The sequence below is a fragment of the Stenotrophomonas sp. Steno-Z1 genome, assembly GCF_056393175.1.
Genome location: NZ_JBWJPB010000002.1, coordinates 533,922 through 557,453, shown reverse-complemented (window position 1 = coordinate 557,453; position 23,532 = coordinate 533,922). Strand labels below are relative to the sequence as shown.

24 protein-coding genes are annotated in these 23,532 nt (G+C 67.7%); 6 read left to right on the top strand and 18 right to left on the bottom strand.

The annotated features are described in order from the left end of the window. Positions 1–9: 9 nt before the first annotated feature. From AC06FD_RS09260 to grxD, 8 genes are all read right to left on the bottom strand, one after another. Positions 10–528 carry a pilus assembly PilX family protein gene (locus tag AC06FD_RS09260; RefSeq protein WP_478077614.1) on the bottom strand — a complete coding sequence of 173 codons (519 nt, stop codon included), beginning with the start codon at positions 526–528 and terminating at the stop codon, positions 10–12. Positions 529–531: 3 nt separating this feature from the next. Next, a complete protein-coding gene (locus tag AC06FD_RS09255; RefSeq protein WP_259204380.1) occupies positions 532–1,704 on the bottom strand; it encodes a PilW family protein in 1,173 nt (390 codons plus the stop codon). Further along, positions 1,701–2,198 (bottom strand): type IV pilus modification protein PilV, encoded by a 498-nt coding sequence (pilV, locus tag AC06FD_RS09250; RefSeq protein WP_259204378.1) that lies wholly within the window; start codon positions 2,196–2,198, stop codon positions 1,701–1,703. Before pilV ends, AC06FD_RS09255 begins: the two co-directional genes overlap by 4 nt. Beyond that, the gene (locus AC06FD_RS09245; RefSeq protein WP_259204375.1) at positions 2,195–2,710 is read right to left on the bottom strand and encodes a GspH/FimT family pseudopilin; all 516 of its coding nucleotides are present in this window, start codon (positions 2,708–2,710) and stop codon (positions 2,195–2,197) included. Before AC06FD_RS09245 ends, pilV begins: the two co-directional genes overlap by 4 nt. A gap of 194 nt (positions 2,711–2,904) precedes the next feature. Next, on the bottom strand, positions 2,905–4,293 hold the full coding sequence (gene ppnN / locus AC06FD_RS09240) for a nucleotide 5'-monophosphate nucleosidase PpnN (RefSeq protein ID WP_259204372.1): 1,389 nt from the start codon (positions 4,291–4,293) through the stop codon (positions 2,905–2,907). Between the two features lie 276 nt (positions 4,294–4,569). Next, a complete protein-coding gene (locus tag AC06FD_RS09235; protein WP_478077613.1) occupies positions 4,570–7,764 on the bottom strand; it encodes a TonB-dependent receptor in 3,195 nt (1,064 codons plus the stop codon). A gap of 354 nt (positions 7,765–8,118) precedes the next feature. Beyond that, positions 8,119–8,859, bottom strand: coding sequence for an SDR family NAD(P)-dependent oxidoreductase (locus AC06FD_RS09230; RefSeq protein ID WP_259204361.1), 741 nt, complete (start codon positions 8,857–8,859; stop codon positions 8,119–8,121). After that, positions 8,856–9,176: a Grx4 family monothiol glutaredoxin gene (gene grxD, locus AC06FD_RS09225; RefSeq protein WP_259204358.1), complete on the bottom strand. Its 321-nt coding sequence runs from the start codon at positions 9,174–9,176 to the stop codon at positions 8,856–8,858. Before grxD ends, AC06FD_RS09230 begins: the two co-directional genes overlap by 4 nt. Before the next feature lie 107 nt (positions 9,177–9,283). On the opposite strand from grxD, the gene AC06FD_RS09220 reads away from it, so the two are divergent. Continuing rightward, positions 9,284–9,865 carry a superoxide dismutase gene (locus tag AC06FD_RS09220; protein ID WP_259204357.1) on the top strand — a complete coding sequence of 194 codons (582 nt, stop codon included), beginning with the start codon at positions 9,284–9,286 and terminating at the stop codon, positions 9,863–9,865. 117 nt (positions 9,866–9,982) lie between these two features. Here AC06FD_RS09220 and AC06FD_RS09215 read toward each other — a convergent pair whose 3' ends face one another. Together AC06FD_RS09215 and purE are read right to left on the bottom strand one after the other, a co-directional pair. After that, positions 9,983–11,125: a 5-(carboxyamino)imidazole ribonucleotide synthase gene (locus AC06FD_RS09215; RefSeq protein WP_478077777.1), complete on the bottom strand. Its 1,143-nt coding sequence runs from the start codon at positions 11,123–11,125 to the stop codon at positions 9,983–9,985. Between the two features lie 2 nt (positions 11,126–11,127). After that, positions 11,128–11,631 carry a 5-(carboxyamino)imidazole ribonucleotide mutase gene (purE, locus tag AC06FD_RS09210; protein ID WP_259204351.1) on the bottom strand — a complete coding sequence of 168 codons (504 nt, stop codon included), beginning with the start codon at positions 11,629–11,631 and terminating at the stop codon, positions 11,128–11,130. A gap of 59 nt (positions 11,632–11,690) precedes the next feature. Here purE and AC06FD_RS09205 point away from each other — a divergent pair, with 59 nt between their 5' ends. The 4 genes from AC06FD_RS09205 (at position 11,691) to AC06FD_RS09190 (ending at position 14,568) form a co-directional block, all read left to right on the top strand. Then, entirely contained in the window at positions 11,691–11,960 is a 270-nt protein-coding gene (locus AC06FD_RS09205) for a Trm112 family protein (protein ID WP_259204349.1), read from the top strand. Continuing rightward, complete coding sequence (nadC, locus tag AC06FD_RS09200) at positions 11,957–12,814, top strand: carboxylating nicotinate-nucleotide diphosphorylase (RefSeq protein WP_394164678.1); 858 nt, start codon at positions 11,957–11,959, stop codon at positions 12,812–12,814. Before AC06FD_RS09205 ends, nadC begins: the two co-directional genes overlap by 4 nt. Positions 12,815–13,012: 198 nt before the next feature. Next, entirely contained in the window at positions 13,013–14,128 is a 1,116-nt protein-coding gene (locus AC06FD_RS09195) for a DUF2272 domain-containing protein (RefSeq protein ID WP_478077612.1), read from the top strand. 83 nt (positions 14,129–14,211) lie between these two features. Further along, positions 14,212–14,568 (top strand): DUF3301 domain-containing protein, encoded by a 357-nt coding sequence (locus tag AC06FD_RS09190; protein WP_259204342.1) that lies wholly within the window; start codon positions 14,212–14,214, stop codon positions 14,566–14,568. A gap of 60 nt (positions 14,569–14,628) precedes the next feature. On the opposite strand, the gene AC06FD_RS09185 is transcribed toward AC06FD_RS09190, so the two are convergent. The 6 genes from AC06FD_RS09185 to AC06FD_RS09160 form a co-directional block, all read right to left on the bottom strand. After that, positions 14,629–15,072 (bottom strand): ClpXP protease specificity-enhancing factor, encoded by a 444-nt coding sequence (locus AC06FD_RS09185; protein ID WP_259204341.1) that lies wholly within the window; start codon positions 15,070–15,072, stop codon positions 14,629–14,631. A 136-nt stretch (positions 15,073–15,208) separates the two neighbouring features. Beyond that, positions 15,209–15,844 (bottom strand): glutathione S-transferase N-terminal domain-containing protein, encoded by a 636-nt coding sequence (locus AC06FD_RS09180; protein ID WP_259204340.1) that lies wholly within the window; start codon positions 15,842–15,844, stop codon positions 15,209–15,211. Between the two features lie 160 nt (positions 15,845–16,004). Beyond that, complete coding sequence (locus AC06FD_RS09175) at positions 16,005–16,709, bottom strand: cytochrome c1 (protein ID WP_394164704.1); 705 nt, start codon at positions 16,707–16,709, stop codon at positions 16,005–16,007. Between the two features lie 34 nt (positions 16,710–16,743). Next, positions 16,744–18,003 (bottom strand): cytochrome b, encoded by a 1,260-nt coding sequence (locus AC06FD_RS09170; protein WP_259204338.1) that lies wholly within the window; start codon positions 18,001–18,003, stop codon positions 16,744–16,746. A gap of 2 nt (positions 18,004–18,005) precedes the next feature. Next, entirely contained in the window at positions 18,006–18,626 is a 621-nt protein-coding gene (gene petA, locus AC06FD_RS09165) for a ubiquinol-cytochrome c reductase iron-sulfur subunit (protein WP_478047716.1), read from the bottom strand. Positions 18,627–18,808: 182 nt separating this feature from the next. Then, complete coding sequence (locus AC06FD_RS09160; RefSeq protein ID WP_478077611.1) at positions 18,809–19,771, bottom strand: lytic transglycosylase domain-containing protein; 963 nt, start codon at positions 19,769–19,771, stop codon at positions 18,809–18,811. A gap of 141 nt (positions 19,772–19,912) precedes the next feature. On the opposite strand from AC06FD_RS09160, the gene miaB reads away from it, so the two are divergent. Then, positions 19,913–21,370: a tRNA (N6-isopentenyl adenosine(37)-C2)-methylthiotransferase MiaB gene (miaB, locus tag AC06FD_RS09155; RefSeq protein ID WP_394164683.1), complete on the top strand. Its 1,458-nt coding sequence runs from the start codon at positions 19,913–19,915 to the stop codon at positions 21,368–21,370. 108 nt (positions 21,371–21,478) lie between these two features. On the opposite strand, the gene AC06FD_RS09150 is transcribed toward miaB, so the two are convergent. After that, positions 21,479–22,594 carry an ABC transporter permease gene (locus AC06FD_RS09150; protein ID WP_259204335.1) on the bottom strand — a complete coding sequence of 372 codons (1,116 nt, stop codon included), beginning with the start codon at positions 22,592–22,594 and terminating at the stop codon, positions 21,479–21,481. Then, complete coding sequence (locus tag AC06FD_RS09145) at positions 22,591–23,526, bottom strand: ABC transporter ATP-binding protein (RefSeq protein ID WP_449335046.1); 936 nt, start codon at positions 23,524–23,526, stop codon at positions 22,591–22,593. The genes AC06FD_RS09150 and AC06FD_RS09145 overlap by 4 nt, the downstream gene beginning before the upstream one ends. Between the last annotated feature and the right edge of the window lie 6 nt (positions 23,527–23,532).

Below are 23,532 nucleotides of genomic sequence, written 5' to 3'. Positions count from 1 at the left end.
TGGCGTTCCTCAGAGCTTGAATACGGTGTCGATGGCAGCCGAGCTGGTGCCATCGTTGTTGTTGTCGTCGCGGTCGGACGCGAAGGACGTGATCTGGTAGACGCGGGTCGGCTCTTCGCTTTCGGGCTGGCCCATTTCCAGCGCAGCCTCCCCCTGGATGCAGGTTTCGATCCGGCGCACGTTGACCGCCGGCGCGTCGGCGAGGGCCTGTTCGCCCACCCAGCGGGTCGGGTCATAGCCGTCGTCGCAGAGGCGCTGGATGTCGGCGGGATTGAGGTCGCCGCCGTCACCGGCATTGTTGTCGATCTCTTCGATCGAGCGTTCGGTGTCGCGCACCGAGCGCTCGCTGGCCTGGAAGGCAACGTTGACCGCGCGGTAGTTGGAGGACATGCGCTCCTGCATGCTGGCTACCTGCATGCCGACGATGCCGAGCAGCGAGAGCAGGATCAGCAGCATCAGGGCGATGTACAGCACTGCGCCGCGCTGGCGGGCGGGCGGGGAGAACCGACGAAGGGCGGCAGCGTTCATGGCTCAGTTCCCGAACAGGCGGTTGCGCAGTGCCACCGACACCTCGTACGAGGCGCGGTAGCGGCGGTCATTGGTCTGGGGTGGATTGAAGGCCACCCCGAGCACGCCCAGCTGGGCCACGTCCACGTTGGCCTGCTCGGCCGAGGCCGGTTGCGGGCTGCGCACCAGGATGCCCAGCTGCACCATGCCGACGCGGCGCCATTCCGCCACGGCGGTGGCGTCGGCGGCGGTGCTCACTTCCGAGGCCACACGCTGCACATCGATCACCCCGGTGGGCGGCGCGCTGCTGCTGATCGCCGACTCGGCATCCAGGCCGTACACGAACTGCAGGCTCTCGATGCCCTCGACCATTTCCTCGCCCTGTTCGAACTCGCCGTCACCGTTGGCGCGGGCACGGTACAGAGACGGTTCATTGGCCGTGTTCATGGCCACGTAGTACACCAGCGACTCGGCGCGGTAGACCATCGTCACCGCGTTGTTGGAGGCGTAGTTGACCAGCGAGGTGGCATTGGCGGTGATGGTGTTGCCGTCCAGGGTGCCGGAGAAGATATCCACCCGGCTGCAGTCGGAGACCGCGAACACCGACGGCGTGGTCGCCGCACCGGCCGACAGACGCGCGGCGGCGTCGGAGGCGATGGTGACGGTGGAGTCGGTGCCGTTGACGATGTTCAACACCGGCGAGCCTTCGGCCGCCAGGTAGCGCATGACCAGGATGTCGCTGCCCCCGATCGGCGCAGGCGACAGGCCAGTGATCCCGTCCGGGGTGCTGCCCGCCGCGGCCCAGGTACCGCCGATGGTGAGCGCGTCGCCGGGGGCGGTGCCGTCGGCCTCGTAGCCCTGGATCGGCACGGAGAAGTCCAGCGGGCTACCGTCGCCGCTGGTGATCCCGGCCACGTGGACCTTGATGCTGTCGCCATCCTTGATGACGTGGGCCTGGTCGTTGACGCAGCCCATGTGCCCGGCCATGCGGATGTCGCGCTCGAGGAAGTCCAGCGCGAAACGGGCGTTTTCCTGGGTGCGCGCGGCGCCCTCGGACAGCCGCGAGGCCGCGCGCGAGGCCATGAAGATCTGCACGACGCCGAGCATGAGGATCAGGCTGATGACCATGGCGATCATCATTTCGATCAGCGAAAGGCCGGCGGCGTGGCGACCAGCATTGAACGACGAGCGGCTCATAGGCGGGTGACCAGGGTAAAGGTGGTGGTGCTGTCGGCGTTGTCGGCATCCCAGCGTTCATCGCCCCAGCCGATCCCGACGGTGACCAGGCCATCGACGACGCTGACATCGGCACTGGCCTTGTCGCCCAGCGTCTTGACCACCTGGCACTGCCAGCGCGCCACATTGCTGGAGGTGGCGGTGGTACCCGCGCCCACCGGCCATGCACAGGGTGCGGCGGTGACGTCCACGTCGCCGACGGCAAAGGACGCCGCGCCGTAGTCGCCATCGTTGAGGGTGTCGGTACGCTGCACGCGCATCATCTCGATCAGGTCCGAGGCCAGGTTGGTGGCCTGGGTGCGCTGGCCCGAGCTCTGCACGAAGCGCACGTTCATGGTCTGCAGCAAGGCGAAGCCGAGCAGGCCGAAGGCCAGCACCAGCAGTGCGATCAATACTTCCAGCAGGCTGAAGCCGCCGCTGCCGCGGCGACCATGGAATCCGGAGCGGCGCTTCATGTGCAGGTTCCGTTGGTGGAGCGCACCTGCCCGGACAGGGTCACGGTCAGGGTGCGGGTGGACTCGCCGGTTTTGCATTCGGTGGGCGTCAGGGTGATCGACTGGTCGCTGGCGGCGCGACGACGGCCACGCGGGTCAAAGGCGATGACGTCCGGATCGGGGCTGCCGACCTGCAGTTGCGGGTTGCCCTGGCCGAAGCGCAGGACGGTGTCGCCCGTGCCGAACTCACCGTCGCCGTTGCTGTCGGCCCAGGCCATCATGCCGTCGGTCCAACTGCCATCGCAGGCCGTGCCATCGGTGCTGCCGCAGACGCCGCCACCGGTGTTGTTGCGGATCCCCTCGCTGCGCGCCAGCGACAGCAGGCCGAGCACCTCGTTGTTGGTGGTGCTGAGGCGGTTGTTGCGGATCGAGTTCTGGAAGCTCGGATAGGCGATGGCCGCCAGCACCGAAAAGACGATGAGGGTGATCATCAGTTCGACGAGCGTAAAACCCTTGGATCGGCGTAAAGACATGGAACGCTCCCCAGCGTGATGACACAGAAGATGAACGACCCGCCGCCCGGCGGCAAGCGGCGGCAGGACGAACGGTCGCCCGGGGGCGACGGGCGTCAATGCGTTGACGGGCGGCCGGCGGATCCCGGACGGCGGGGCTCCCCACCCCGCCCTCGCCCGACCCGGTCAGCCGGGCCGGGCCAGCCCGTCGCCGGTCAGGCCAAGACCTTGTAGCAGGGCTGGTACTCGCCGGAAATCTTCATCCGGCGCTGCTCGACGAAGGCGCGCAGCAGTTCGTCCAGGGCCTGCATCATGTCGGCGTCGCCGTGGATCTCGAACGGGCCGAACTGCTCGATGCGGCGCATGCCGTCTTCCTTGACGTTGCCGGCCACGATGCCGGAGAACGCGCGGCGCAGGTCGGCGGCCAGGGCGTGCGGCGGGCGCCCGTGGTGCAGGTCCAGCGCAGCCATCGCCTCATGGGTGGGCACGAACGGCTGCTGGTACTCCCACGGAATCTCGATCGACCAGTTGAAGAAGAACGAGTCCTTCTGCTCCAGGCGATGCTCGCGCACGCGCTTGATGCCGGTGGACATGCGCCGCGCCACGGCGACCGGGTCGCCGATGATGATCTCGTAGCGTTCGGCGGCCGCATCACCCAGGGTCAGGCGGATGAAGCGGTCGATCTGCTCGAAGTACGGTGCGGCCACGGTCGGGCCGGTCAGGATCAACGGGAACGGCAGGTCCTTGTTTTCCTCGCGCAGCAGGATGCCGAGCAGGTACAGGATCTCTTCGGCGGTGCCCACGCCGCCGGCGAACACGATGATGCCGTGGCCGATCCGCACGAACGCTTCGAGACGCTTCTCGATGTCCGGCATGATCACCAGGTGGTTGACGATCGGGTTGGGCGACTCGGCGGCGATGATGCCCGGCTCGGTCAGGCCGATGTAGCGGGTGACGTGCTTGCGCTGCTTGGCATGGGCGATGGTGGCGCCCTTCATCGGGCCCTTCATCGCGCCCGGGCCGCAGCCGGTGCAGATATCCAGGCCACGCAGGCCCAGCTCGTAGCCGACCTGCTTGGTATACAGGTATTCGTCGCGGCCGATCGAATGGCCGCCCCAGCACACCACCAGGTTCGGGTCGCCCGGGTTGAGGATGCGCGCATTGCGCAGCAGCCCGAACACCGCGTTGGTGATGCCTTCGGAAGACTCCAGCTCGGCCGCGTAGGCCGGGCCCATTTCGATGGCCATGTAGGCCAGGTCACGGACCACGGCGAACAGCAGTTCGGCCACGCCGCGGATGATCTCGCCATCGACGAAGGCCATCGCTGGCGCATTGACCAGGTCGATGCGGACGCCGCGATCCTGCTGCGCCACCTGGATGTCGAAATCGGGGTACAGATCGCGCGCCGCGCGCGGATCGTCGGACGCACTGCCACTGGTCAGCACGGCCAGCGCGCAGCGGCGCAGCAGCTCGTGCATGCCGCCGCCGGAGGCGTCGCGCAGGCGCGCCACTTCGGCACGCGACAACACATCCAGGCCACCGCGCGGGTAGATCCGCGCGTCCTGCACCGGCAGCGTCCGCGCCGGGGTTTCGGTGATCTTCATTTCCATTTTTTCTGCTTTCCTCAAGGTTTCCGACTGTACCGCTGCCCCCTTAAAAAGCAAAACGGCCAGGAAACCCGGCCGTTGGATATGTTTCAGCGGCAGCGGGCCGTTTCGGGCGCTGCGGTGCGCGTGTTTGCGCGCAACCGATTGAGAGTACAGGAACTGGCGGCAGGCAGCAAGAAGGCCGTCCTGCCCTGCCGGGGCCATCCGCCCCGACAAACGGAAACGGCCGGGTTTCCCCGGCCGTTCTTTTTCCATTTCCTCTACGTCAGTTCATCAGAACTGGTAGCGGAAGCCCAGCTGCAGCGACCACTGCGACACACCCACGTCGAAGCCGTCAGCGTCGGCGTTGGCGACGGTCGGGGTATCGGCGCCGCGGTAGTTGTACACGTACTTGCCCTGGTACATGCCCTGCAGAGTGGCAACGCGGCTGTCGGCGAAGAAGCCGTAGTCGTAGATGTTGCCCCAGTCCTTGTTGATCATGTTGCCGATGTTCTGGATATCCAGCCAGATCTCCGACTTGTGACCCTTCATGAAGCCCGGCAGCTGCTGGCTGATGCGCACGTCGAAGGTGTTGATCCAGCCGCTGCGGAAGCTGTTCGCGCCCGGGGTGCTGCCTGCGTACTTGGCCAGGTCCGGGTTGGCGGCCAGCCAATCGAAGAAGCTCTTCTCCATCGCGGCATCGGCTGCGAATGCACCGGTGTTGGACAGCGTGCCGAACAGCACGTCGCCCGGGCCCTTCGGCACGTAGAACAGGTCGTTGGCGGTACGGCCGTCGCCGTTGGCATCGTTGACGAACACGTAGCTGTACGGGCGGCCGCTGCGGCCTTCGTACACCAGGCCGATCTTGGTTTCGTAGTCACCGAAGAACTTGTGCTTCCAGTTCAGCGCGCCCGACAGGCGGTCGCGGATCTGGTAGCGCGAGGTGTTCTCGACCGGGGTGTTGGCGTCGAAGGCGTACTGGTAACCCCAACCCGAGCTGGCGGTGGAGCTGGTCAGCGAACCGACTTCGGTCGCATCGGTGTAGGTGTAGCCGATGTTCCAGGACCAGTCGCTGGCGTCGGTCCACGGCTTGGACAGCGACACGGTGAACTGCGAGGTGCGGCCTTCGTCGGTGTTGTTGATCAGGTAGACGTTGTTGTAACGGGCGTCCCTGCCGACACGCGCATCGGCGGTCTGCCACGCACCGACCTTGCTGCCGCTGTAGAACATGTCACGACCGTCCGGCCCCTGGTACTGCACCGGGCCCAGATTCAGGCTCTGGTAGAACAAGCCGTCCTTGACCTTGGTGACCAGCAGCTCGGCCGAGGCCACGATGCCGTACCACGGGGTTTCATGGTCCAGGGCCAGGTTGGCCTTGTAGATCGACGGAAGCTTGAAGTCGTTGCCGACAAAGTTGACGTTCTGGATGGCCGAACCCGGAGCGGTCGGCACCGGCTGGCTGTCCTTGTTCGGATTGAACTTCAGCGAATCGGTGTACTGGTTGTTGCGCAGGCTGTAAACGTTGGTGTTGAAACCGGTCGCCGAGTAGCTGTTGCTGATCCACACCTGCGGGGAGTCACCCTGGAACAGACCCACGCCACCGCGCAACTGGGTCGGGCGATCGGTATCGAAGGTATAGTTGAAGCCGAAGCGCGGCTGCACCAGGAACTTGCTCTCGAACACCTTGCTGTTGTTGTAACCGAAGAAGTTCGACGCAGCGGCGTTGTAGGCCGGCTCCGGGCTGGTGTCCGGACGGTCGGCGCGCAGGCCCAGGGTCAGGGTCAGGTTGTTGTTGACGTACCAGGTGTCCTGCACGAACAGCGCCAGGTTGCTGTAGGTGTAGTCAGCAGCGATCGAGCCCGGGGTGCGCTCCGGTGCGTAGTCGTAGGTATTCCAGCGGCCGGCGGCGAAGTTGTCCAGGCCGTAGAACGTGTAGGTGCCCCACGAGTTGGCGCCGTAATAGTTGTAGATGTCGTTGGTGTCGTAAGACGCACCGAACTTGACGTCGTGATCGCCCAGGGTCAGCGTACCGGCAGCGTAGTAGTTCCACGCCTTGGTGGTCAGGATGTTGTCCTGCGAGTTGACTTCGGTACCCAGGTACAGCGAGTCGCCCGACGGCGCGGTCGGAGTGCCGCCGAAGTAGATGCGCACGCTCGGCGCATCGGTGGACACCGCACGGATGGCCGAGTACTCGCGGTACGAGGCCTTCAGTTCGGTCGAGAAGTTGTCGGTCCAGTCACTGAACAGCTGGGCGACGTAGCTCTCGTTGGTCTTGTTGTGCTGGTACCAGTACGAGTTCAGCGAGGCCGAGCTCGTGGTCATGCCGTTGATGCGCAGCTTGCTCTGGTCGATCTTGCTGTAACGGATGTTGGCACGGTGGTTGTCGCTGATGTTCCAGTCCAGCTTCAGCGCGTACTCTTCCATCGAGGTGTCGCCGTTGCTTTCCAGGCCACCGGCTTCGATGCCGTAACCCTGCGCGATCTGCTGCGCGCGGGTCACGTCGGCCAGGGTGAACTGGCCATTGGCCTTGCCCAGCGGGGTGGTGCTGAGGTCGGCGCCCGGGGCGGCCTGCTCGAACTTTTCGTAGTTGGCGAAGAAGAACAGCTTGTCCTTCAGGATCGGACCACCGACGGTCATGCCGTAGGTCTTTTCCTTGGTGAAACCGTTGAACGGCTGGCCTTCCGGGTTGTCGCCGAACCAGTCGCCGTCACGGTAGGTGCCGTACACCGAGCCGTGGAATTCGTTGGTACCGGACTTGGTCACCGCATTGACGGTGGCACCGGCGGCGGCCGCGATGCTGACGTCGTAGTTGGACAGGTTGATGTCCAGCGCTTCGATGGCTTCCATGGCGACCGGCTGGCGGCGGGTCGGCATGTTGTTGCCTTCCAGACCGAAGGTGTCGCTGGCCGAGACGCCGTCGATGCTGATCGAGTTGAAGCGCGGGTTCTGGCCACCGGCCGAGATCGAGCCCGAGGCGCGGTCGATGAAGGTGACGCGCGGATCCAGGCGCATCAGATCCTGGATGTTGCCGCCGATGGACGGGGCAACTTCGATCTGCTGCTGGCTGAGGTTGGTGCCCGAGCCCATCTTGGTGGCGCTGAACACTTCCGAGCCGGCGGCGACGGCAACCACCTGCACGGCGTCCAGGTTGGTCGCGGCCAGGTCGCCGGTCAGGGCGGCGTTGACGGTACCGGTCTGGTTGACGCCCAGGTACACGCCGTCTTCGGTCTTGGTGCCTTCACCGGACTTGGTGATGGTGATGGTGTACGGACCACCCACGCGCAGGCCGCGCGCGTTGTAACGACCCGCCGCATCGGTGGTCGCACGGCTGACCGTGCCCGACTCGGTGTGCGTGATGGTGACTTCGGCACCGGCAACAGGCGAACCTGAGGCGGACGTGACCTGACCGCCGACACCGGCAGAGGTGCTCTGGGCGAAGGCGGGAGCGGCAGCAAGTGCGGCCACGAGACCAAGGGTGAGCTTGGACATCCGGAGACAACGTGAGTGGGTCATTGGGGAGTAGCCTCGATGCGAGATTGGCGATGGCGGAGAAAAAAACGCGCCCAAGCAGCCTTGCTGGCGGCTGACTGGACTTTTATCTGGGTTCCCTAGCCGAGGGCTGGTTTCAGCCGCAACGGTTAACACTAGATTAACACGGTAGCGCTGGATTGTGACGGTTTGGCGACAAAACACACGCCATCACAACGCTATCGTGACGCCATCTTCACATTCGACCGTGATCGGCTGAATGGGACGCGGGGTGTGCAGGTTAGGCGGGAAACACTGCGGAGATGTGACCGGGGCGGGTTGCCGGGGAGCAGGCCTGCGGCCCGCACGGCCTTGTCAGGCGTCCACGATCTGGCCGCGGTGGGCGGCACCGGCGGCCGAAAGCAGCAGCACCGCGCTGGCGGCGCAGTCGACCGGGTCGCGGGCGCTGCGGTCCTCGTCCAGCGAGAAGGCACGGGCGCGCAGCGCAGTGCGCATCGGGCCCGGCTGCAGGCCACTGACCCGCACCGGGCTGCGGCCGAGTTCGTCGTGCAGGCTGGCGATCAGGCCGCGCAGCCCGTGCTGGGCCGCGCCGTAGCCGCCCCAGTAGGCCTGCCCTACCCGCGCCGGGTCGTCCACGGTGAACACCAGCGCGGCGTCGTCGCGCTGGCGCAGCAGCGGCAGGCAGGCCTGGGCCAGCCACGCCGGGGCGGTGAGGTTGACGTGCACCGCGCGGGCGAAGGCGCCGGGGTCGGCCAGCTCGAAGGGGGTCAGGCCGGCGAAATCGGCGGCGCAGAACAGCAGGCCGTCCAGCCGGCCCAGCTCGGACTGCAAGCGCTCGGCCAGGGCGGCGTAGTCGTCTGGGGTGGCCCCTTCCAGGTCCAGCGGGTACAGCAACGGTTCCGGCCCAACGGCCTGCACGGCGGCGTAGACCCGGTCCAGCCGGCGCGGCTTGCGCCCCAGCAGGACCACGGTTGCACCCGCGGAGGCGCAGGCCACCGCGGCGGCACTGCCGAAGCCGCCGCCGGCACCGGCAATGAGAATGACGCGATCGGCGAGCGATCCAGTCCCGACCGCGACGGACGGGACGGCACTCATGCCTGCGATGCCTCTTCGACGATGCGCTTGAGTTCGCCGGACTCGAACAGCTCCAGCACGATGTCGCAGCCACCGATCAGCTCGCCGTGGATGAACAACTGCGGGAAGGTGGGCAGGTTGGAGAAACGCGGCAGGTTGGCCCGCACCTCCGGCTCCTCGAGCACGTTGACCGTGCGCAGGGCGACGGCGCCGGCCGCCATCAGGGCCTGGATGGCCCGGCTGGAGAAACCGCACATGGGGTACTGCGGGGTGCCCTTCATGAACAACACGAGGGGGTAACGTTCCACTTCGGACTGGATCTGCTGCATCACCGCCACAACGACTCTCCCTGCAGGTGGGACAACCCGACCTGGCCGGTCGGCTAGACTTCCCTCAGCGCCATTGTAAGCCTTCCGGCGCCCCTCTCCCCAATCCGTCGCGAGCCATGCCCCTCGAACTGCCCCGCCTGCCCTACGACCGTACCGCCCTGCAGCCGCACCTGTCGGCCGAGACGCTGGACCTGCACCACGGCCGCCACCATCGCGGTTATGTCGAGGCGGTCAACGCGCGCATCGACGGCACCGAGCTGGCCGAACTGCCGCTGGAGGACATCGTGCGGCAGAGCCAGGGCAGCCTGTTCGATGCCGCCGCCCAGGCCTGGAACCATGCCTTCTACTTCCAGTGCCTGCATCCGCGCGGCGGCGGTGACCCGAAGGACCGCCTGGCCGAACTGGTGACCCGCCACTTCGGCGACATCCGCCGCCTGCGCGAGGAGTTCGACCGCGCCGCGCTGGGCCTGTTCGGCTCGGGCTGGGTGTGGCTGGTGCAGCACCCGACCGGTGCGCTGGCGATCCAGGCCACGCGCAACGCCGGTACCCCGCTGACCGGGCAGAGCAGGCCGCTGCTGGCCTGCGACGTGTGGGAACACGCGTATTACACCGATTACCAGAACGAGCGCGCGCGCTACCTGGAGGCGTTCTGGAAGCTGGTCAACTGGGACTTCGTGGCCGCGCAGCTGCGGGATTGACGCCCAGGCTGCCGGGGGTGTGAGGCGCCGGCGAGTGGCCGGCCCTGCCAGTTTCCTCGCCGTTGGTTCCGCCGCAGTCGGTTTGGGGGGCGCGGGCGCGCAGGCCGCGCGCGCGCGTCAGCCGCGCAGCGCAGCGATCACCGGGGCGACCTGGGCGGTGCGGTCCAGCTGCGCACCGACCGCGTCCAACGCGTCGGCCAAGGCCTGCGCATCGGCGTCGCGCAGCGTGGCATGGCCGACCTTGCGACCGGCGCGCGGCTGCTTGCCGTAGTCATGCCAATGCCCGCCCGGCTGGCCGAGTACGGCGGCCGCCTCGGGCATGGCCCCGAGCCAGTTGAGCATGCAGGCATGGCCGAGCATGCGCGTGTCGCCCAGCGGCAGGCCGAGCACGGCACGCAGGTGGTTCTCGAACTGCGATGTTTCGCTGCCTTCGATGGTCCAGTGGCCCGAGTTGTGCACGCGCGGGGCCATCTCGTTGACCAGCAGCTCATCGCCCCGGCAGAACAGCTCCAGCGCGAACACGCCCACGTAATCCAGGCGCTCGGCCAGGGCGCGCGCATGGCCGATGGCCCGTTCGTGCAGCGCCGGGCTCAACTGCGCCGGTGCCAGGCTGGCCGACAGCACGCCGTCGACGTGCCAGTTGCCGGTGACCGGCCAGGCGCGGAACTCGCCGTCGCGGCCGCGCACGGCCACCACGCTCACTTCGCGATCGAAGGCGACGAAGCCCTCCAGGATCAGCCCGGTCTTCTCGACGTAATCCCCCAGGGTGGCCCAGGCGGCATCGATGTCGGCCGCGCTGCGGATGCGGAACTGGCCCTTGCCGTCATAGCCCAGGCGACGGGTCTTGACGATGCAGGGCATGCCGAACTCGGCCACCCTGGCGGCAAGCTCGTCGCGGCTGCGGATGTCCGCGAACGGCGGCAGCGGGATGCCCAGCTGCTGGAACAGGGTCTTCTCGCTGAGCCGGTCCTGGGCCACCGCCAGCGCATCCGGATGGGGATGCACCGGCACGCGCGCGGCCAGGAAGCGGGCGCTGTGCGCCGGCACGTTCTCGAAATCGAAGGTGACCACGTCCACCCGCGCGGCGAACGCGGCCAGCGCCGCCTCATCCTCGAAGGCCGCCACCTGCAGCGGTGCCAGCTGCGCGCCACAGGCATCGGCAGCCGGGTCGAACAGTTCGAAGCGCAGGCCCAGCGGAGCGCCGGCCAGCACCATCATGCGGGCCAGCTGCCCGCCGCCGAGGATGCCAACGGTCTTCATGGTCATTGACGCGGATCGTCGTGGGCCATGACGTCTTCGGTCTGGCGGGCGCGGAAGGCGTCCAGGGCCTGGCCGATCGCCGGCTGGTCCGAGGCCAGCATGGCGGCGGCGAACAGCGCCGCGTTGGAGGCGCCGGCATTGCCGATGGCGAAGGTGGCGACCGGGATGCCGGCCGGCATCTGCACGATCGACAGCAGCGAATCCATGCCGTTGAGGGCCTTGGACTGCACCGGCACGCCCAGCACCGGCACGGCGGTCTTGGCCGCGATCATGCCCGGCAGGTGGGCCGCGCCCCCGGCACCGGCGATGATGGCACGCAGGCCGCGCCCGCCGGCCTGCTCTGCATAGGTGAACAGCACGTCCGGCGTACGGTGCGCCGAGACCACTTTCACTTCGTAGGGAACGCCGAGCGCATCGAGCTTCTGGGCGGCGTGCTGCATGGTTTCCCAGTCGGAGCGGGAACCCATGACGATGCCGACGAGCGGCGCGGATTGGTTGGGGGTCATTGGCCGTCACCTGCCTTAAAGACGTATTCTAGCCATCTTCCACGCAAGACGAAGAATCCATGGATCGCAAGCTGCTTGACCTGCTGTGTTCGCCGGACACCCGCCAGCCCCTGTCCCTGCTCGATGCCAAGGGCCTGGAGGCACTCAACCGCGCCATCGGCGCCGGCGCCGTGGTCAAGGCCGACGGCAGTACGCAGGCCCTGGCCCTGCGCGAAGCGCTGCTGACCCGCGACCGCAAGCAGGTTTTCCGCGTCGACGACGGCATCCCGGTGCTGCTGGCCGAAGAGGCCATCGCGACCGCCCAGATCGCCGATTTCCCGGAAAAATGAGTCCGGCCGTGCTTGGGGCACCCGATGCCGCCGTGGTCGCGGCCGATGTGGCGCGTGCACTGGCCGAGGACATCGGCAGCGGGGATGTCACCGCCGCGCTGCTGCCCGACCGCCCTGACAGCGCCTACCTGCTGTGCAAGCAGGATGCGGTGATTGCCGGCCGGCCGTGGTTCGACGCCACCCACCGCGCGCTGGACCCGGAGGTGCGCATCGAGTGGCGCGTGGCCGAGGGCGACGCGGTGGTCGCCGGCACGGTGCTGGCGATCCTGCACGGGCGCAACCGCAGCCTGGTCAGTGCCGAGCGCACCTCGCTGAACTTCCTGCAGACCCTGTCCGGGACCGCCACGACCACCGCGCGCCACGTGGCGGCCGTGGCCGGCACCGGCGCGCGCATCCTGGACACCCGCAAGACCCTGCCGGGACTTCGCGTGGCGCAGAAGTACGCGGTGCGCTGCGGCGGCGGCGACAACCACCGGATGGGGTTGTTCGATACGGTGATGCTGAAGGAAAACCACATCCGCGCCGCCGGCTCGCTGACTGCGGCGGTGCAGGCGGCACGGTCGCAGTGGCCGCAGTTGCCGCTGGTGGTGGAGGTCGAAGACCTCGACCAGCTGCGCGAGGCGCTGGCGGTCGGCTGCGAGCGCATCCTGATCGACGACTTCGACGCGGAGATGCGCCGCGAGGCCGTGCGGATCGCCGCTGGCGCGATTCCGCTGGAAGTGTCCGGCAGCGTCGGCCTGGAAGGCCTGCGTGCGATCGCCGAGGACGGGGTGGACTGCATCTCGATCGGCGGGCTGACCAAGCATGTGCAGGCGATCGACCTGTCGTTGAAACTGGGCCCGCCGCCTGGCTGATGCGCGTGTCGACCCGCGGTCGACACCCACCGCTGGGGTCGTGCCGGCCGTGGGCCGGCTCCCCGCGTCGGTCGGGCGCCGGGCAATGGCCGGCGCCACCCGGGCGTGTCGGCGCGACGCGTGCATCCGCCCCCTGCTTTCACGGCACGGGCAGATCGGGTCTGCGAGGCTTGCCCTGCCCCCACCCGGAGAGCGCGCATGCGCCCCTTGCTCCTGCTTGCGTGCCTGTCGCCGCTGGCGACGCTGCTGCCGACCACCGCATCCGCCGCCGAGGTCTGCGATATTCCTCCGCGCTTCGGCCTGAGCCCGCTGGCGGTGAGCGTCGTGCAGACCGCCTGCAACGAACACCGCCTCTGGTACCGCCCCTTCATCGATCGCGATGGCCGCGCGGCCAGCCTGAGCGTGACCGAGGCCGAGGACGTGCACCTGGCCGACAACGGCCTGGTGGCTTGGCAGCGCGTGGTCGGCTACTGGCGGCAGAGCGGCACGCTGTCACCGATGGGCAACCAGCCCGGCGCGTCGAGCTGCATGGCCCCGCCGGGGACGCGCTACACCGACACCGACTGCCGTGCCTTCCTGGTCGACAACCCGTGGTCGGCCGCCTTCATTTCCTGGGTGATGACCCGCGCCAGCGTGCCCGGCTTCACCCGCTCGCCGCGCCACATCGACTACATCCGCGCCGCCTACCAGAATAGCGGGCCGTACCGGATGGCCGATCCGGCGCAGGAAAAACCGGCGCCGGGCGACCTGCTGTGCTACCTGCGCGACCGGCGCGAGACGCTGAGCTACAGCGGGCTGGTGCAGTCGCTGGGCAGCGGCGCGGTGACGCACTGGAAATCGCACTGCGAAGTGGTGATCGCCGCCAACATGGGCGGCGACCACACCCTGTACCTGATCGGCGGCAATGTGATGAACACGGTGGCGATGCGCAAACTCGGCCTGGACCGCAGCGGCCGGATCGAGCTGCCGCCGGCCAAGGCCTCGGCCAGCGATGGGGTCGATCCGGGCTGCACGCCCGGGCGCGAGGAGGAATGCAGCTTCAACCGGCAGGACTGGGCGGCGCTGCTGAAGCTGGTGGCCACCGCGCCGACGACGTTGCCGACGGGCGCCGCGGAGCCGGCGATCCTGCCCGGTACCGGGACGACGGCACCGCCGATGGCAGCCCCGGCTTCCCAGGCACCGATCCGAGCGCCCACCGTGGTGCCGCCGCGTCCGCCGCTGCCGAACGCGAACCCGACCCCGCTACCGCCGGCGAGCCCGACGCCTGCTCCCACTCAGCCACCGACACCGGTCCCGCCACCGCGCACGCCCTGATCGCGATCGCGCGGCTGGCTTGATCCGCACCGCGTTCGTCGCCATCTTGGAGATTCGACCTCCTTGACCGCACCGAGTCGCCGATGCCCAGTTTGATCCTGTTGATGATTGGCGGCGCGCTCGCCTACGCGTTCTGGAATTCCTCGCGGGCCGCCGCCGAGCGCGCCGGTGAACTCGGGCGCAATGCCTGCCGCGCCGCCGATGTGCAATGGCTGGACCAGAGCGTGCATGGCACCGGCCTGCGCGTCTGCCGCAAGCCGAACGGCTGGCTGGGCTGGGAGCGCACGTTCAAGTTCGAGTATTCGCACGACGGCGTGGACCGGCATACCGGGCGCATGGTGCTGCGGGGCGACGAACTGGTGGCGTTCGTGGGGCCGTCGGCGGCGCGGATCAGCGAGATCCGGCGTGGGGTGGATACCAGCGGGGCCGAAGACGTGTGAACCGCCGACCATCGCTCGGCGCCCCAACAAAATGGCCGCCTTGCGGCGGCCACGGATGCGTTACTTGACCACGCGCAGGTGCGGGCGGCCGCTCGGCTTGGGCGGGGTGTCATCCGGCGGCGTCGGGGTGTCGTCGGGTGGCAGCGCATCGTCCGGCCCGGGATCGTGGCCGGGGATATCGTCCGGCAGCGCCATGCCCTGCCCGGTCTCGCGGGCATACACGGCCAGTACCGCCGAGATCGGCACCTGCACCGGGTAGCTGGTGCCGGAGAAGCGCGCCGAGAAGCTCACGCTGTCATTGTCGATGTGCAGGCGCACGACGGCGCGCTCGGCGATGTTCAACACCACCCTGCCATCCTTGACCGCGCTCTGCGGCACCTGCACGCCGGGCATGCCGGCGTCGACCAGGATGTGCGGCGTCAGGTCGTTGTCGTTGATCCATTCCACCAGGGCCCGAAGCAGGTACGGGCGGTGGCTGGTCATGCGGAAAGTGTCTTCTGTCATGGGGTAGAGCCGAGCCATGCTCGGCTGTTTTGATCCGGATTGCCTGCCGCAAGTGTACGCGCCCGCACCCGCGCCGGTCAGCACCCACGCGCCCGGCGTAAAGCGTCGATGCAGTCGATGACCCGGTGGGGCCGGCTCAGCTGGGCAGATCGCGCAGCTTCTTTTCCTGGTCGGTCAGGCTGCGGATGAACCCCGGATGGCGGAAGATGCGGTTGCCGTAATCCTCGATCGACTTGCCGTCCTTGGGCAGCGCCACGTCCAGCGACTGCAGCCGCCAGATGATCGGCGCCATCGCGCAGTCGGCCAGGCTCATTTCCGGATTGAGGAAGAACTTGCTGGCCTTGAACAGCGGTACCGCACTGGTCAGCAGCTCTTTCAGGCGCTTGCGTCCGGCCTCGGCCTGGGTCTTGTTGCCGAGCTGGATGGCCTGCACCTGCGGCACCCAGTCGTGCTCGATGCGCAGCATCGCCAAGCGAATGCGCGCGCGCGAGAGCGGGTCGACCGGCATCAGCGGCGGGTGCGGGTAGCGCTCGTCGAGGTACTCGCTGACCACCGACGCCGCATACAGCACCAGTTCGCGCTCGACCAGGGTCGGCACCGAGTGGTACGGATTGAGGTCGATCAGATCCTCGGGCGGGTTCTGCGGGTCGACCGGAACGAAGTCGTAGGTCACGCCCTTGGCCGCCAGTACCAGGCGCACGCGATGGCACAGGACATCGTCGTTCGAGGAAAACAGCGTCAGGGTGTTCCGCATGCGTACGCTCGCCGCCATCAAAGGCTCTCCAACGACCGGTAACCGCCGGTCGTATCGGCGCCGCCAGCCCATTGCCAGCGGTCGTCACAGTACCCGAGTGTGCAACTGCCCATCACAAAAGCCAATAGGCTGATCGACCCGTGGTCGGATCGATCGATGCTCGGCGGCGCGATGATGCTCAGTGCACGTCCTTCCAGTATTCCTTCTTGAGCAGGTACGCCAGGAAGGTGAGCAGGGCCAGGAACAGGATCACCCACACGCCGAGCTTCTGGCGCTTGAGCGCGGCCGGTTCGCCGGCGTACTCGAGGAAGTTGGTGATGTCGCGCACGTTCTGGTCGTACTCGGCAGCACTCACGTTGCCCGGCTGTTCGATCGTCAGCCCGGTCACCGGCGCGTCGGCGCCGGGACTCTCCGGCTTGCCATGCACGGCGTGCTGCAGGCCCTGCATCTCCCACAACGGGTTGGGCATGGAGGCGTTGGGGAACAGGCGGTTGTTCCAGCCCAGCGGCCGGCTCGGGTCGAGGTAGAACGACTTGAGGTAGGTGTAGATCCAGTCGCTGCCGCGCACGCGCGAGATCAGGCTGAGGTCCGGCGGCATCTTGCCGAACCATTTTTCAGCCTGCGCCTTGGGCAGGGTGACCGGCACCGGCTCGCCGATCGGCACACCGGTGAAGTTGAGGTTGGTCATGACCTCTTCTTCGCTCAGCCCCAGGTCCTGTCCCATCCGCGAATAGCGCAGGTATTTGAGCGCGTGGCAGCCGGAACAATAGTTCATGTACAGCTGCGCGCCGCGCTGCAGCGAGGCGCGGTCGCCGAGGTCGTTGCCGGCCTGCAGCGTCGCACCGCCTTCGGCGGCGCCGGCCAGGCTGCTGGCCAGCATCATGGCGGCCGCACAGGCCAGCCGGACAATCCAGTGGTCAGTCATGCGTGGTCACCCGATCCGGTACCGGTTTGGTCCTGTCCAGCCTGGTCCATACCGGCATGGTGATGAAGAAGGCGAAATACAGGAAGGTCAGCACGCGCCCGACGTAGGTTTCGTGCGCGTCGGTACCCGGGCCCGAGCCGATCACGCCCAGCCAGACGAAGCACACCGCGAACACGCCCAGCAGGGCACGCGACAGCCAGCCGCGGTAGCGGTAGGACTTCACCCGCGCGCGGTCCAGCCAGGGCACCAGGAACAGGATCGCGATCGCCGAGAACATCACGATAACGCCGCCCAGCTTGTTGGGCACCACCCGCAACATCGCGTAGTACGGGGTGTAGTACCAGACCGGCTTGATGTGTTCGGGCGTGACCAGGCGGTTGGCCTCGGTGAAGTTGTCATGCTCCAGGAACAGGCCGCCGAAGGCCGGGGCGAAGAAGATGATGAAGGCGGCGATGACCAGCAGGAAGCCGGCGCCCACCCCGTCCTTGAGCGTGTAGTACGGATGGAACGGGATGCCGTCGGTGGGCGCGGTGGCCGACCAGCGGTTGCCCTTGGGGCCCTTCTTGATCTCCACGCCGTCGGGGTTGTTGGACCCCACTTCGTGCAGCGCCCCCAGGTGCAGCACCACCAGCAGCAACAGCACCAGCGGCAGGGCGATCACGTGCAGGGCGAAGAAGCGGTTGAGGGTGGCGTCGCTGGGCAGGTAGTCGCCCATGATCCATTCGGTCAGGCCGGTGCCGATCACCGGGATCGCGCCGAACAGCGAGATGATCACCTTGGCGCCCCAGAACGACATCTGGCCCCACGGCAGCACGTAGCCCATGAAGGCTTCGGCCATCAGCACCAGGTAGATCAGCATGCCGAGGATCCACACCAGTTCGCGCGGTTTCTGGTAGCTGCCGTACAGCAGCCCGCGGAACATGTGCAGGTAGACCACGATGAAGAACAGCGAGGCACCGGTGGAGTGCATGTAGCGGATCAGCCAGCCCCATTCGACATCACGCATGATGTATTCGATGGAGTTGAACGCCTCGGCCGCACTGGTCTTGTAGTGCATGGTGAGGAAGATGCCGGTCACGATCTGGTTGACCAGGATCAGCAGCGCCAACGAACCGAAGTAGTACCAGAGGTTGAAGTTCTTCGGCGCGTAGTACTCGCTCACGTGCTTGCGGTACACCGGCATCAGGCCGGGGGCGCGTGCGTTGACCCAGTCGGCCACGCCGGTGGCGGTGCGGGTAAGGATGTTGGCCATGATCAAGCCGCCCCCTGCGGGTCAACGCCGATGATGATGGTGTTGTCGTCCTGGTAATGGTGCGGCGGCACCAGCAGGTTGATCGGCGCCGGGACATCCTTGAACACGCGACCGGACATGTCGAAACGCGATTTGTGGCAGGGGCAGAAGTAGCCGCCCTTCCACTGCGGGTCGTAGGGCTCGGGGCGGATCTCGGCGACCATCTCCGGCGAACAGCCCAGGTGGGTGCACAGCCCGACCAGGACCGAGACCTCGGACTTGATCGAGCGGAATTCGGGATTCTGCTTGAGCACGTACGCGGGCTGCTGGTCCTTCTCGCCCGACTCGGGATCCTTCAGGCGGCCGTCCAGGCCGTGCAGCGCCTCCAGGATCGCCTTGGAGCGCTTGACGATCCAGATCGGCTGCCCACGCCACTCCATGACCAGTCGCTGGCCTTCCTGCAGGGCGCTGATATCGGCAATCACAGGGGCACCGGCCAGTTTGGCGCGGGCGCTGGGATTCCAGGACTTGATGAACGGTACCGCTGCAAATCCGACGCCGACCGCTCCGACCACCGCAGTGGTTGCTGAAAGGAATCGTCGACGTCCGGTGTTGACTGGATCGTTTACCCCATCGTTGGCCATCCGGCACTCCGATATTGATTTAGGTAGCTTGAGGCTGCCAGTGGACCGGTGGGGGCCAGTCCACATTGAATCAGCCGCGAGTGTAGCTGAACCGAAGTCGGCCACACAACGCGGTACTACGGAACCACATCACGACACGACATTACGGCATGAAGGCCGGTCAGCGCCATCGGCGCGACGGCTCATTGGGTGGTGGCCTGCGCACCACGATAGCGTTCGGCCAGCTGCGCCACCCGCTTCACGTAGTACTGGGTCTCGCTGTAGGGCGGAACGCCGCCGTGGCGGTCGACCGCGCCTTCGCCGGCGTTGTAGCCGGCGGCGGCCAGGGTGAGGTTGCCGTTGAAGCGCTTGAGCAGCCACGACAGGTATTGCACCCCGCCACGGATGTTCTGCGCTGCGTCATAGGAATCGGTGACGCCGAAGCGGCGCGCGGTGGGCGGCATCAGCTGCATCAGGCCCTGCGCGCCGGCGCGGCTGAGCGCGGTGGGGTTGTAGGCCGACTCGGCGTGGATGATGGCGCGTACCACGGCCTCCTCGACCCCGAACTCGCGCGCCGCGGCGGCGATCTCGGTCTGGAAGGCGGTGGTGTTGAGCCGCACCGAGCCGAAGTTGACCCCGGGGTTGGCGCCACAGGCGTAGCAGCGCTCGATGAAGCTGTAGTGGATGGTGCGGACCTGGCCGAGGCTGGCCAGCTGGGTGGGCCGGGCGCTGGTGTAGTGGCGCACCCCGTCCTTCATGTACGAATAGACCTGGCCGTTGACCACGCGCCCGGCCTTGCCGGTGCGCGCGGCCGGGGCCGCCGCAGGCGCCGTCAGCACGGTGGCCGGCTGGGCCAGGGCCGTGGCGGTGAGGGCGACGCCGGCGCTGGCCCCGTCGGCCGGGGGCTGCGCCGGGGGCGTGGCTGCACTGGCGGTGACGCTCGGGGCCGGCGCTGGGGCGGCAACGGCGGCCGGCACCTGGCGCCGCGGGGCGGTGCGGTCGGGGCGGTAGCTGCTGACCACGCTGCAGGCCGCCCCGGAGATGCGCTTGCTGACGTAGCTGGGCACGCCGTCGCCGCCGACACACTTGTACAGCGTGCCCGCACTGGCCGGCATAGCGGTCAGCGCAGCCAAGGCCAGCGCAAAGATCCCCAAGATCCCCTTCATGGGCGCGAGTGTCCCAAGTTAACGGAGCGTTGCCAAGTCCTTCACGCCCCGGCGGCCCACGGCTCCCTTCCCGGCTACAATGCGCGGCTACTCCGCAGCCTTTCCGGCTGCCTGCCCGCCCACCCGACTGGAATAAGCGCCATGACCGGGACGCCAGCTTCGACCGTGCCGACTTCGGCCGGCTCCGCCCTGCCTGCCTCCGCCTCGCCCGATTCACCCCGCCCCGACCTGATCCCCCTGCCCGGTAGCCGGCCGCAGGTAAACGGCCCGGTGCGCGGCAAGCTGTACATCAAGACCCACGGTTGCCAGATGAACGAGTACGACTCGTCCAAGATGGCCGACGTGCTCGCCGCCGCCGAAGGCCTGGAGCTGACCGACGACCCGGCCGAGGCCGACGTGCTGTTGATGAACACCTGCTCGATCCGCGAGAAGGCCCAGGAAAAGGTGTTCAGCCAACTGGGCTACTGGAAGGCGCTGAAGAACAACGGCCGCGGCGTGATCATCGGCGTGGGCGGCTGCGTTGCCTCGCAGGAAGGCGAGGCGATCATCAAGCGGGCCCCGCACGTGGACCTGGTGTTCGGCCCGCAGACGCTGCACCGGCTGCCCGAACTGATCCGGCAACGGCGCGAATCGGGCAAGTCGCAGGTGGACATCAGCTTCCCGGAGATCGAGAAGTTCGACCGCCTGCCGGAGCCGCGCGCCGAAGGCGGCTCGGCCTTCGTGTCGATCATGGAGGGGTGCTCCAAGTACTGCTCGTTCTGCGTGGTGCCCTACACGCGCGGTACCGAGGTGAGCCGCCCGTTCGAGGACGTGGTGGTGGAAGTGGCGCAACTGGCCGCGCAGGGCGTGCGCGAGATCAACCTGCTGGGCCAGAACGTCAACGCCTACCGTGGCCCGTATGGCGACGGCGAGTTCGCCGACCTGGGCCTGCTGATCCGCACCATCGCCGAGATCGACGGCGTCGGCCGGATCCGGTTCACCACCTCGCACCCGCTGGAGTTCAGCGACTCGCTGGTGGACGCCTACCGCGACGTGCCCCAGCTGGCCAACTTCCTGCACCTGCCGGTGCAGGCCGGCAGCGACCGGGTGCTGTCGGCGATGAAACGCGGCTACACCGCGCTGGAGTTCAAGGCCAAGATCCGCAAGCTGCGCGCCGTGCGCCCGGACATCTCGATCAGCTCGGACTTCATCGTCGGCTTCCCCGGCGAGACCGATGCCGATTTCGAAAAGACCATGACGCTGATCGAAGACATCGGCTTCGACCACAGCTTCTCCTTTATCTACTCGCGCCGTCCCGGCACCCCGGCCGCGGACCTGGAAGACACGATCAGCGATGCCGAGAAGCATGCGCGGCTGTCGCGCCTGCAGGCGCGGATCAACGCGCATGCCGCGAGCATCTCCGAGAAGATGGTCGGCACCGTACAGACCGTGCTGGTGGAAGGCCCGTCGCGGCGCGACCCGAACGAGCTGACCGGCAAGACCGAAAACATGCGCTCGGTGAACTTCCCGGGGCATCCGCGCCTGGTCGGGCAGTTCGTGGACGTGGTGATCACCGAGGCGTACAGCAATTCGCTGCGCGCACGGATGGTGACGGCCTGACGGCCTGACGGCCTGACGGCCTGACGGCGCGTGCCGGCCACTGGCCGGCTGCACCTCGACGTCGAACGCAGGCCGGCGCATCGCAGCGCCGGCCTTCAGCGGCGCCGGTCAATCCAGGCGCTTGCGGAACCGCAGGATGGCCAGGGTCATCATCACCGCGATGAAGCCCAGCAGGGCCAACACCTCCGGCCACAGCTCCCACCAGCGCGCGCCGCGCAACATGATGCCGCGCACCAGGCGCAGGAAATGGGTGAGCGGCAGCACCTCGGCCAGCCACTGCACCGGGCGGGGCATGCCGGCAAACGGGAACATGAAGCCGGACAGCAGGATCGACGGCAGGAACACGAACATCGTCATCTGCATCGCCTGGAACTGCGACTGCGCCTTGGTCGAGATGAGCAGGCCGAGCGCCAGGTTGGCGGTGATCAACAACATCGCGGCCAGGTAGACATCCAGCACGCTGCCACGCACCGGCACGTCGAACAGCCACATGCCCAGCAGCAGCACCAGGGTGGTCTGGATGAGCCCGATCACCGCATAGGGCAGCACCTTGCCGATCATCAGTTCGCTGCTGCTCAAGGGCGTGGCGATCAACAGTTCCATGTTGCCGCGCTCGCGTTCGCGCACGATCGCCACCGCGGTGAACATCACCATCGTCATGGTGAGGATGATGCCGATCAGGCCGGGCACGATGTTGATCGCCGAGCGCCGCTGCGGGTTGTAGAACGCCACCACGCTGACCTGCCCGGCACTGCCGACCGCGCCGGCGCGCAGCGGCCGGTCGTTGGCCAGCGGCTGGGACTGCAGCGGCACCTGGGCCAACTGCACCGCCGCGCTCTGCACCACCGTGTCGCTGCCGTCGACCAGCACCTGCACCGCTTCGCGGCCCTCGTAACGACGTCGCTCGAAGTCCGGCGGGATCACCACGCCGATGCTGATCCGGCCTTCGCGCAGCGCGTGCATCAGCGCGTCCGGGGTGTCCACGCGCAGGGTCGGGGTGATCACGTCGGTGGCGACCATGTCCATCAGCAGCGCGCGCGAGGCCGAGGTATTGGCCTGGTCGGCGATGCCGGTGTCGAGATGGCGCAGGTTGAGGTTGATCGCATAGCCGAACAGCACCAGCTGCATCACCGGGATGCCCACGATCATGGCCAGGGTGACGCGGTCGCGACGCATCTGGCGCAGCTCCTTGAGCACGATCGCCCACAGCCGGCGCGGCTTCATGGCGCCGGCACCGATGCCGGCGCGTCCTCGCGGCCGCGGGTGGCCGAAACGAACACGTCTTCCAGGTTGGCGGCCACCTGCGTCACCTCCGCGCCCTGCCCGTCGCCGCGCAGCGCCTGGCGGATCCGCTCCTCGCCTTCGCCCGGGTGCGCCAGCAGCACGCGCAGGGTGTTGCCGATCTGGGCCACGCTGAGCACCCCGGGCAGGCCGGCAAGCAGGCGCTGTGCCTGGCGCGGCTGGCGGGCCATCACCGCCAGGGTGCGGCCCTGCAGGGCGGCGGTGAGTTCGGCCGGGCTGCCGTCGGCGACCAGCACGCCCTGGTCGAGGATGGCCAGGCGATGGCAACGCTCGGCCTCGTCCATGTAGTGGGTGGAGACCAGCAGGGTGGTACCTGCGTCGGCCAGGTCGAACAGTTTTTCCCAGAAATCACGCCGCGACTCCGGGTCGACCGCACTGGTGGGCTCGTCCAGGAACAGCAGCTCCGGCTGCTGGATCACCGCACCGGCCAATGCCAGGCGCTGTTTCTGGCCGCCGCTCATGGTGCCGGCCAGCTGCTTCTGCCGGTCCTGGAAGTGGTACTGCTCGACCAGTGCGTCGATGCGCTGGCGGGCCGCCGCGCGCGGGATGTCCTGCACGGCGGCGAGGAACTCCAGGTTTTCGCGCACGCTGAGGTCATCGAACAGGGAGAAGCGCTGGGTCATGTAGCCGATGCGCCGGCGCAGGTCTTCCGCCTGCTCGGGAATGCGCAGGCCGAGGACGTCGATGTCGCCCTCGCTGGGCGTGAGCAGGCCGCACAGCATGCGGATGGTGGTGGATTTGCCCGACCCGTTCGGCCCGAGAAACCCGTACACCGTGCCAGCCGGCACGCTCAGGTCCACATGGTCGACCGCCACGAGCGCGCCGAAGCGCTTGGTCAGCCCGCGCGCACGGATGGCGAG

What these genes read in the sequence shown, in the direction of transcription:
- AC06FD_RS09215 (WP_478077777.1), bottom strand. Translation starts at nt 11,125, where the DNA reads ATGAAGACCGTTGGCATCCTCGGCGGCGGGCAGCTGGCCCGCATGATG.
- AC06FD_RS09235 (WP_478077613.1), bottom strand. Translation starts at nt 7,764, where the DNA reads ATGTCCAAGCTCACCCTTGGTCTCGTGGCCGCACTTGCTGCCGCTCCC.
- miaB (WP_394164683.1), top strand. Translation starts at nt 19,913, where the DNA reads ATGACCGGGACGCCAGCTTCGACCGTGCCGACTTCGGCCGGCTCCGCC.
- nadC (WP_394164678.1), top strand. Translation starts at nt 11,957, where the DNA reads ATGAGTCCGGCCGTGCTTGGGGCACCCGATGCCGCCGTGGTCGCGGCC.
- AC06FD_RS09260 (WP_478077614.1), bottom strand. Translation starts at nt 528, where the DNA reads ATGAACGCTGCCGCCCTTCGTCGGTTCTCCCCGCCCGCCCGCCAGCGC.
- ppnN (WP_259204372.1), bottom strand. Translation starts at nt 4,293, where the DNA reads ATGAAGATCACCGAAACCCCGGCGCGGACGCTGCCGGTGCAGGACGCG.
- AC06FD_RS09150 (WP_259204335.1), bottom strand. Translation starts at nt 22,594, where the DNA reads ATGAAGCCGCGCCGGCTGTGGGCGATCGTGCTCAAGGAGCTGCGCCAG.
- purE (WP_259204351.1), bottom strand. Translation starts at nt 11,631, where the DNA reads ATGACCCCCAACCAATCCGCGCCGCTCGTCGGCATCGTCATGGGTTCC.
- AC06FD_RS09245 (WP_259204375.1), bottom strand. Translation starts at nt 2,710, where the DNA reads ATGTCTTTACGCCGATCCAAGGGTTTTACGCTCGTCGAACTGATGATC.
- petA (WP_478047716.1), bottom strand. Translation starts at nt 18,626, where the DNA reads ATGGCCAACGATGGGGTAAACGATCCAGTCAACACCGGACGTCGACGA.
- AC06FD_RS09180 (WP_259204340.1), bottom strand. Translation starts at nt 15,844, where the DNA reads ATGGCGGCGAGCGTACGCATGCGGAACACCCTGACGCTGTTTTCCTCG.
- AC06FD_RS09185 (WP_259204341.1), bottom strand. Translation starts at nt 15,072, where the DNA reads ATGACAGAAGACACTTTCCGCATGACCAGCCACCGCCCGTACCTGCTT.
- AC06FD_RS09230 (WP_259204361.1), bottom strand. Translation starts at nt 8,859, where the DNA reads ATGAGTGCCGTCCCGTCCGTCGCGGTCGGGACTGGATCGCTCGCCGAT.
- AC06FD_RS09190 (WP_259204342.1), top strand. Translation starts at nt 14,212, where the DNA reads ATGCCCAGTTTGATCCTGTTGATGATTGGCGGCGCGCTCGCCTACGCG.
- AC06FD_RS09220 (WP_259204357.1), top strand. Translation starts at nt 9,284, where the DNA reads ATGCCCCTCGAACTGCCCCGCCTGCCCTACGACCGTACCGCCCTGCAG.
- AC06FD_RS09255 (WP_259204380.1), bottom strand. Translation starts at nt 1,704, where the DNA reads ATGAGCCGCTCGTCGTTCAATGCTGGTCGCCACGCCGCCGGCCTTTCG.
- AC06FD_RS09170 (WP_259204338.1), bottom strand. Translation starts at nt 18,003, where the DNA reads ATGGCCAACATCCTTACCCGCACCGCCACCGGCGTGGCCGACTGGGTC.
- AC06FD_RS09195 (WP_478077612.1), top strand. Translation starts at nt 13,013, where the DNA reads ATGCGCCCCTTGCTCCTGCTTGCGTGCCTGTCGCCGCTGGCGACGCTG.
- AC06FD_RS09160 (WP_478077611.1), bottom strand. Translation starts at nt 19,771, where the DNA reads ATGAAGGGGATCTTGGGGATCTTTGCGCTGGCCTTGGCTGCGCTGACC.
- AC06FD_RS09205 (WP_259204349.1), top strand. Translation starts at nt 11,691, where the DNA reads ATGGATCGCAAGCTGCTTGACCTGCTGTGTTCGCCGGACACCCGCCAG.
- pilV (WP_259204378.1), bottom strand. Translation starts at nt 2,198, where the DNA reads ATGAAGCGCCGCTCCGGATTCCATGGTCGCCGCGGCAGCGGCGGCTTC.
- AC06FD_RS09175 (WP_394164704.1), bottom strand. Translation starts at nt 16,709, where the DNA reads ATGATGCTGGCCAGCAGCCTGGCCGGCGCCGCCGAAGGCGGTGCGACG.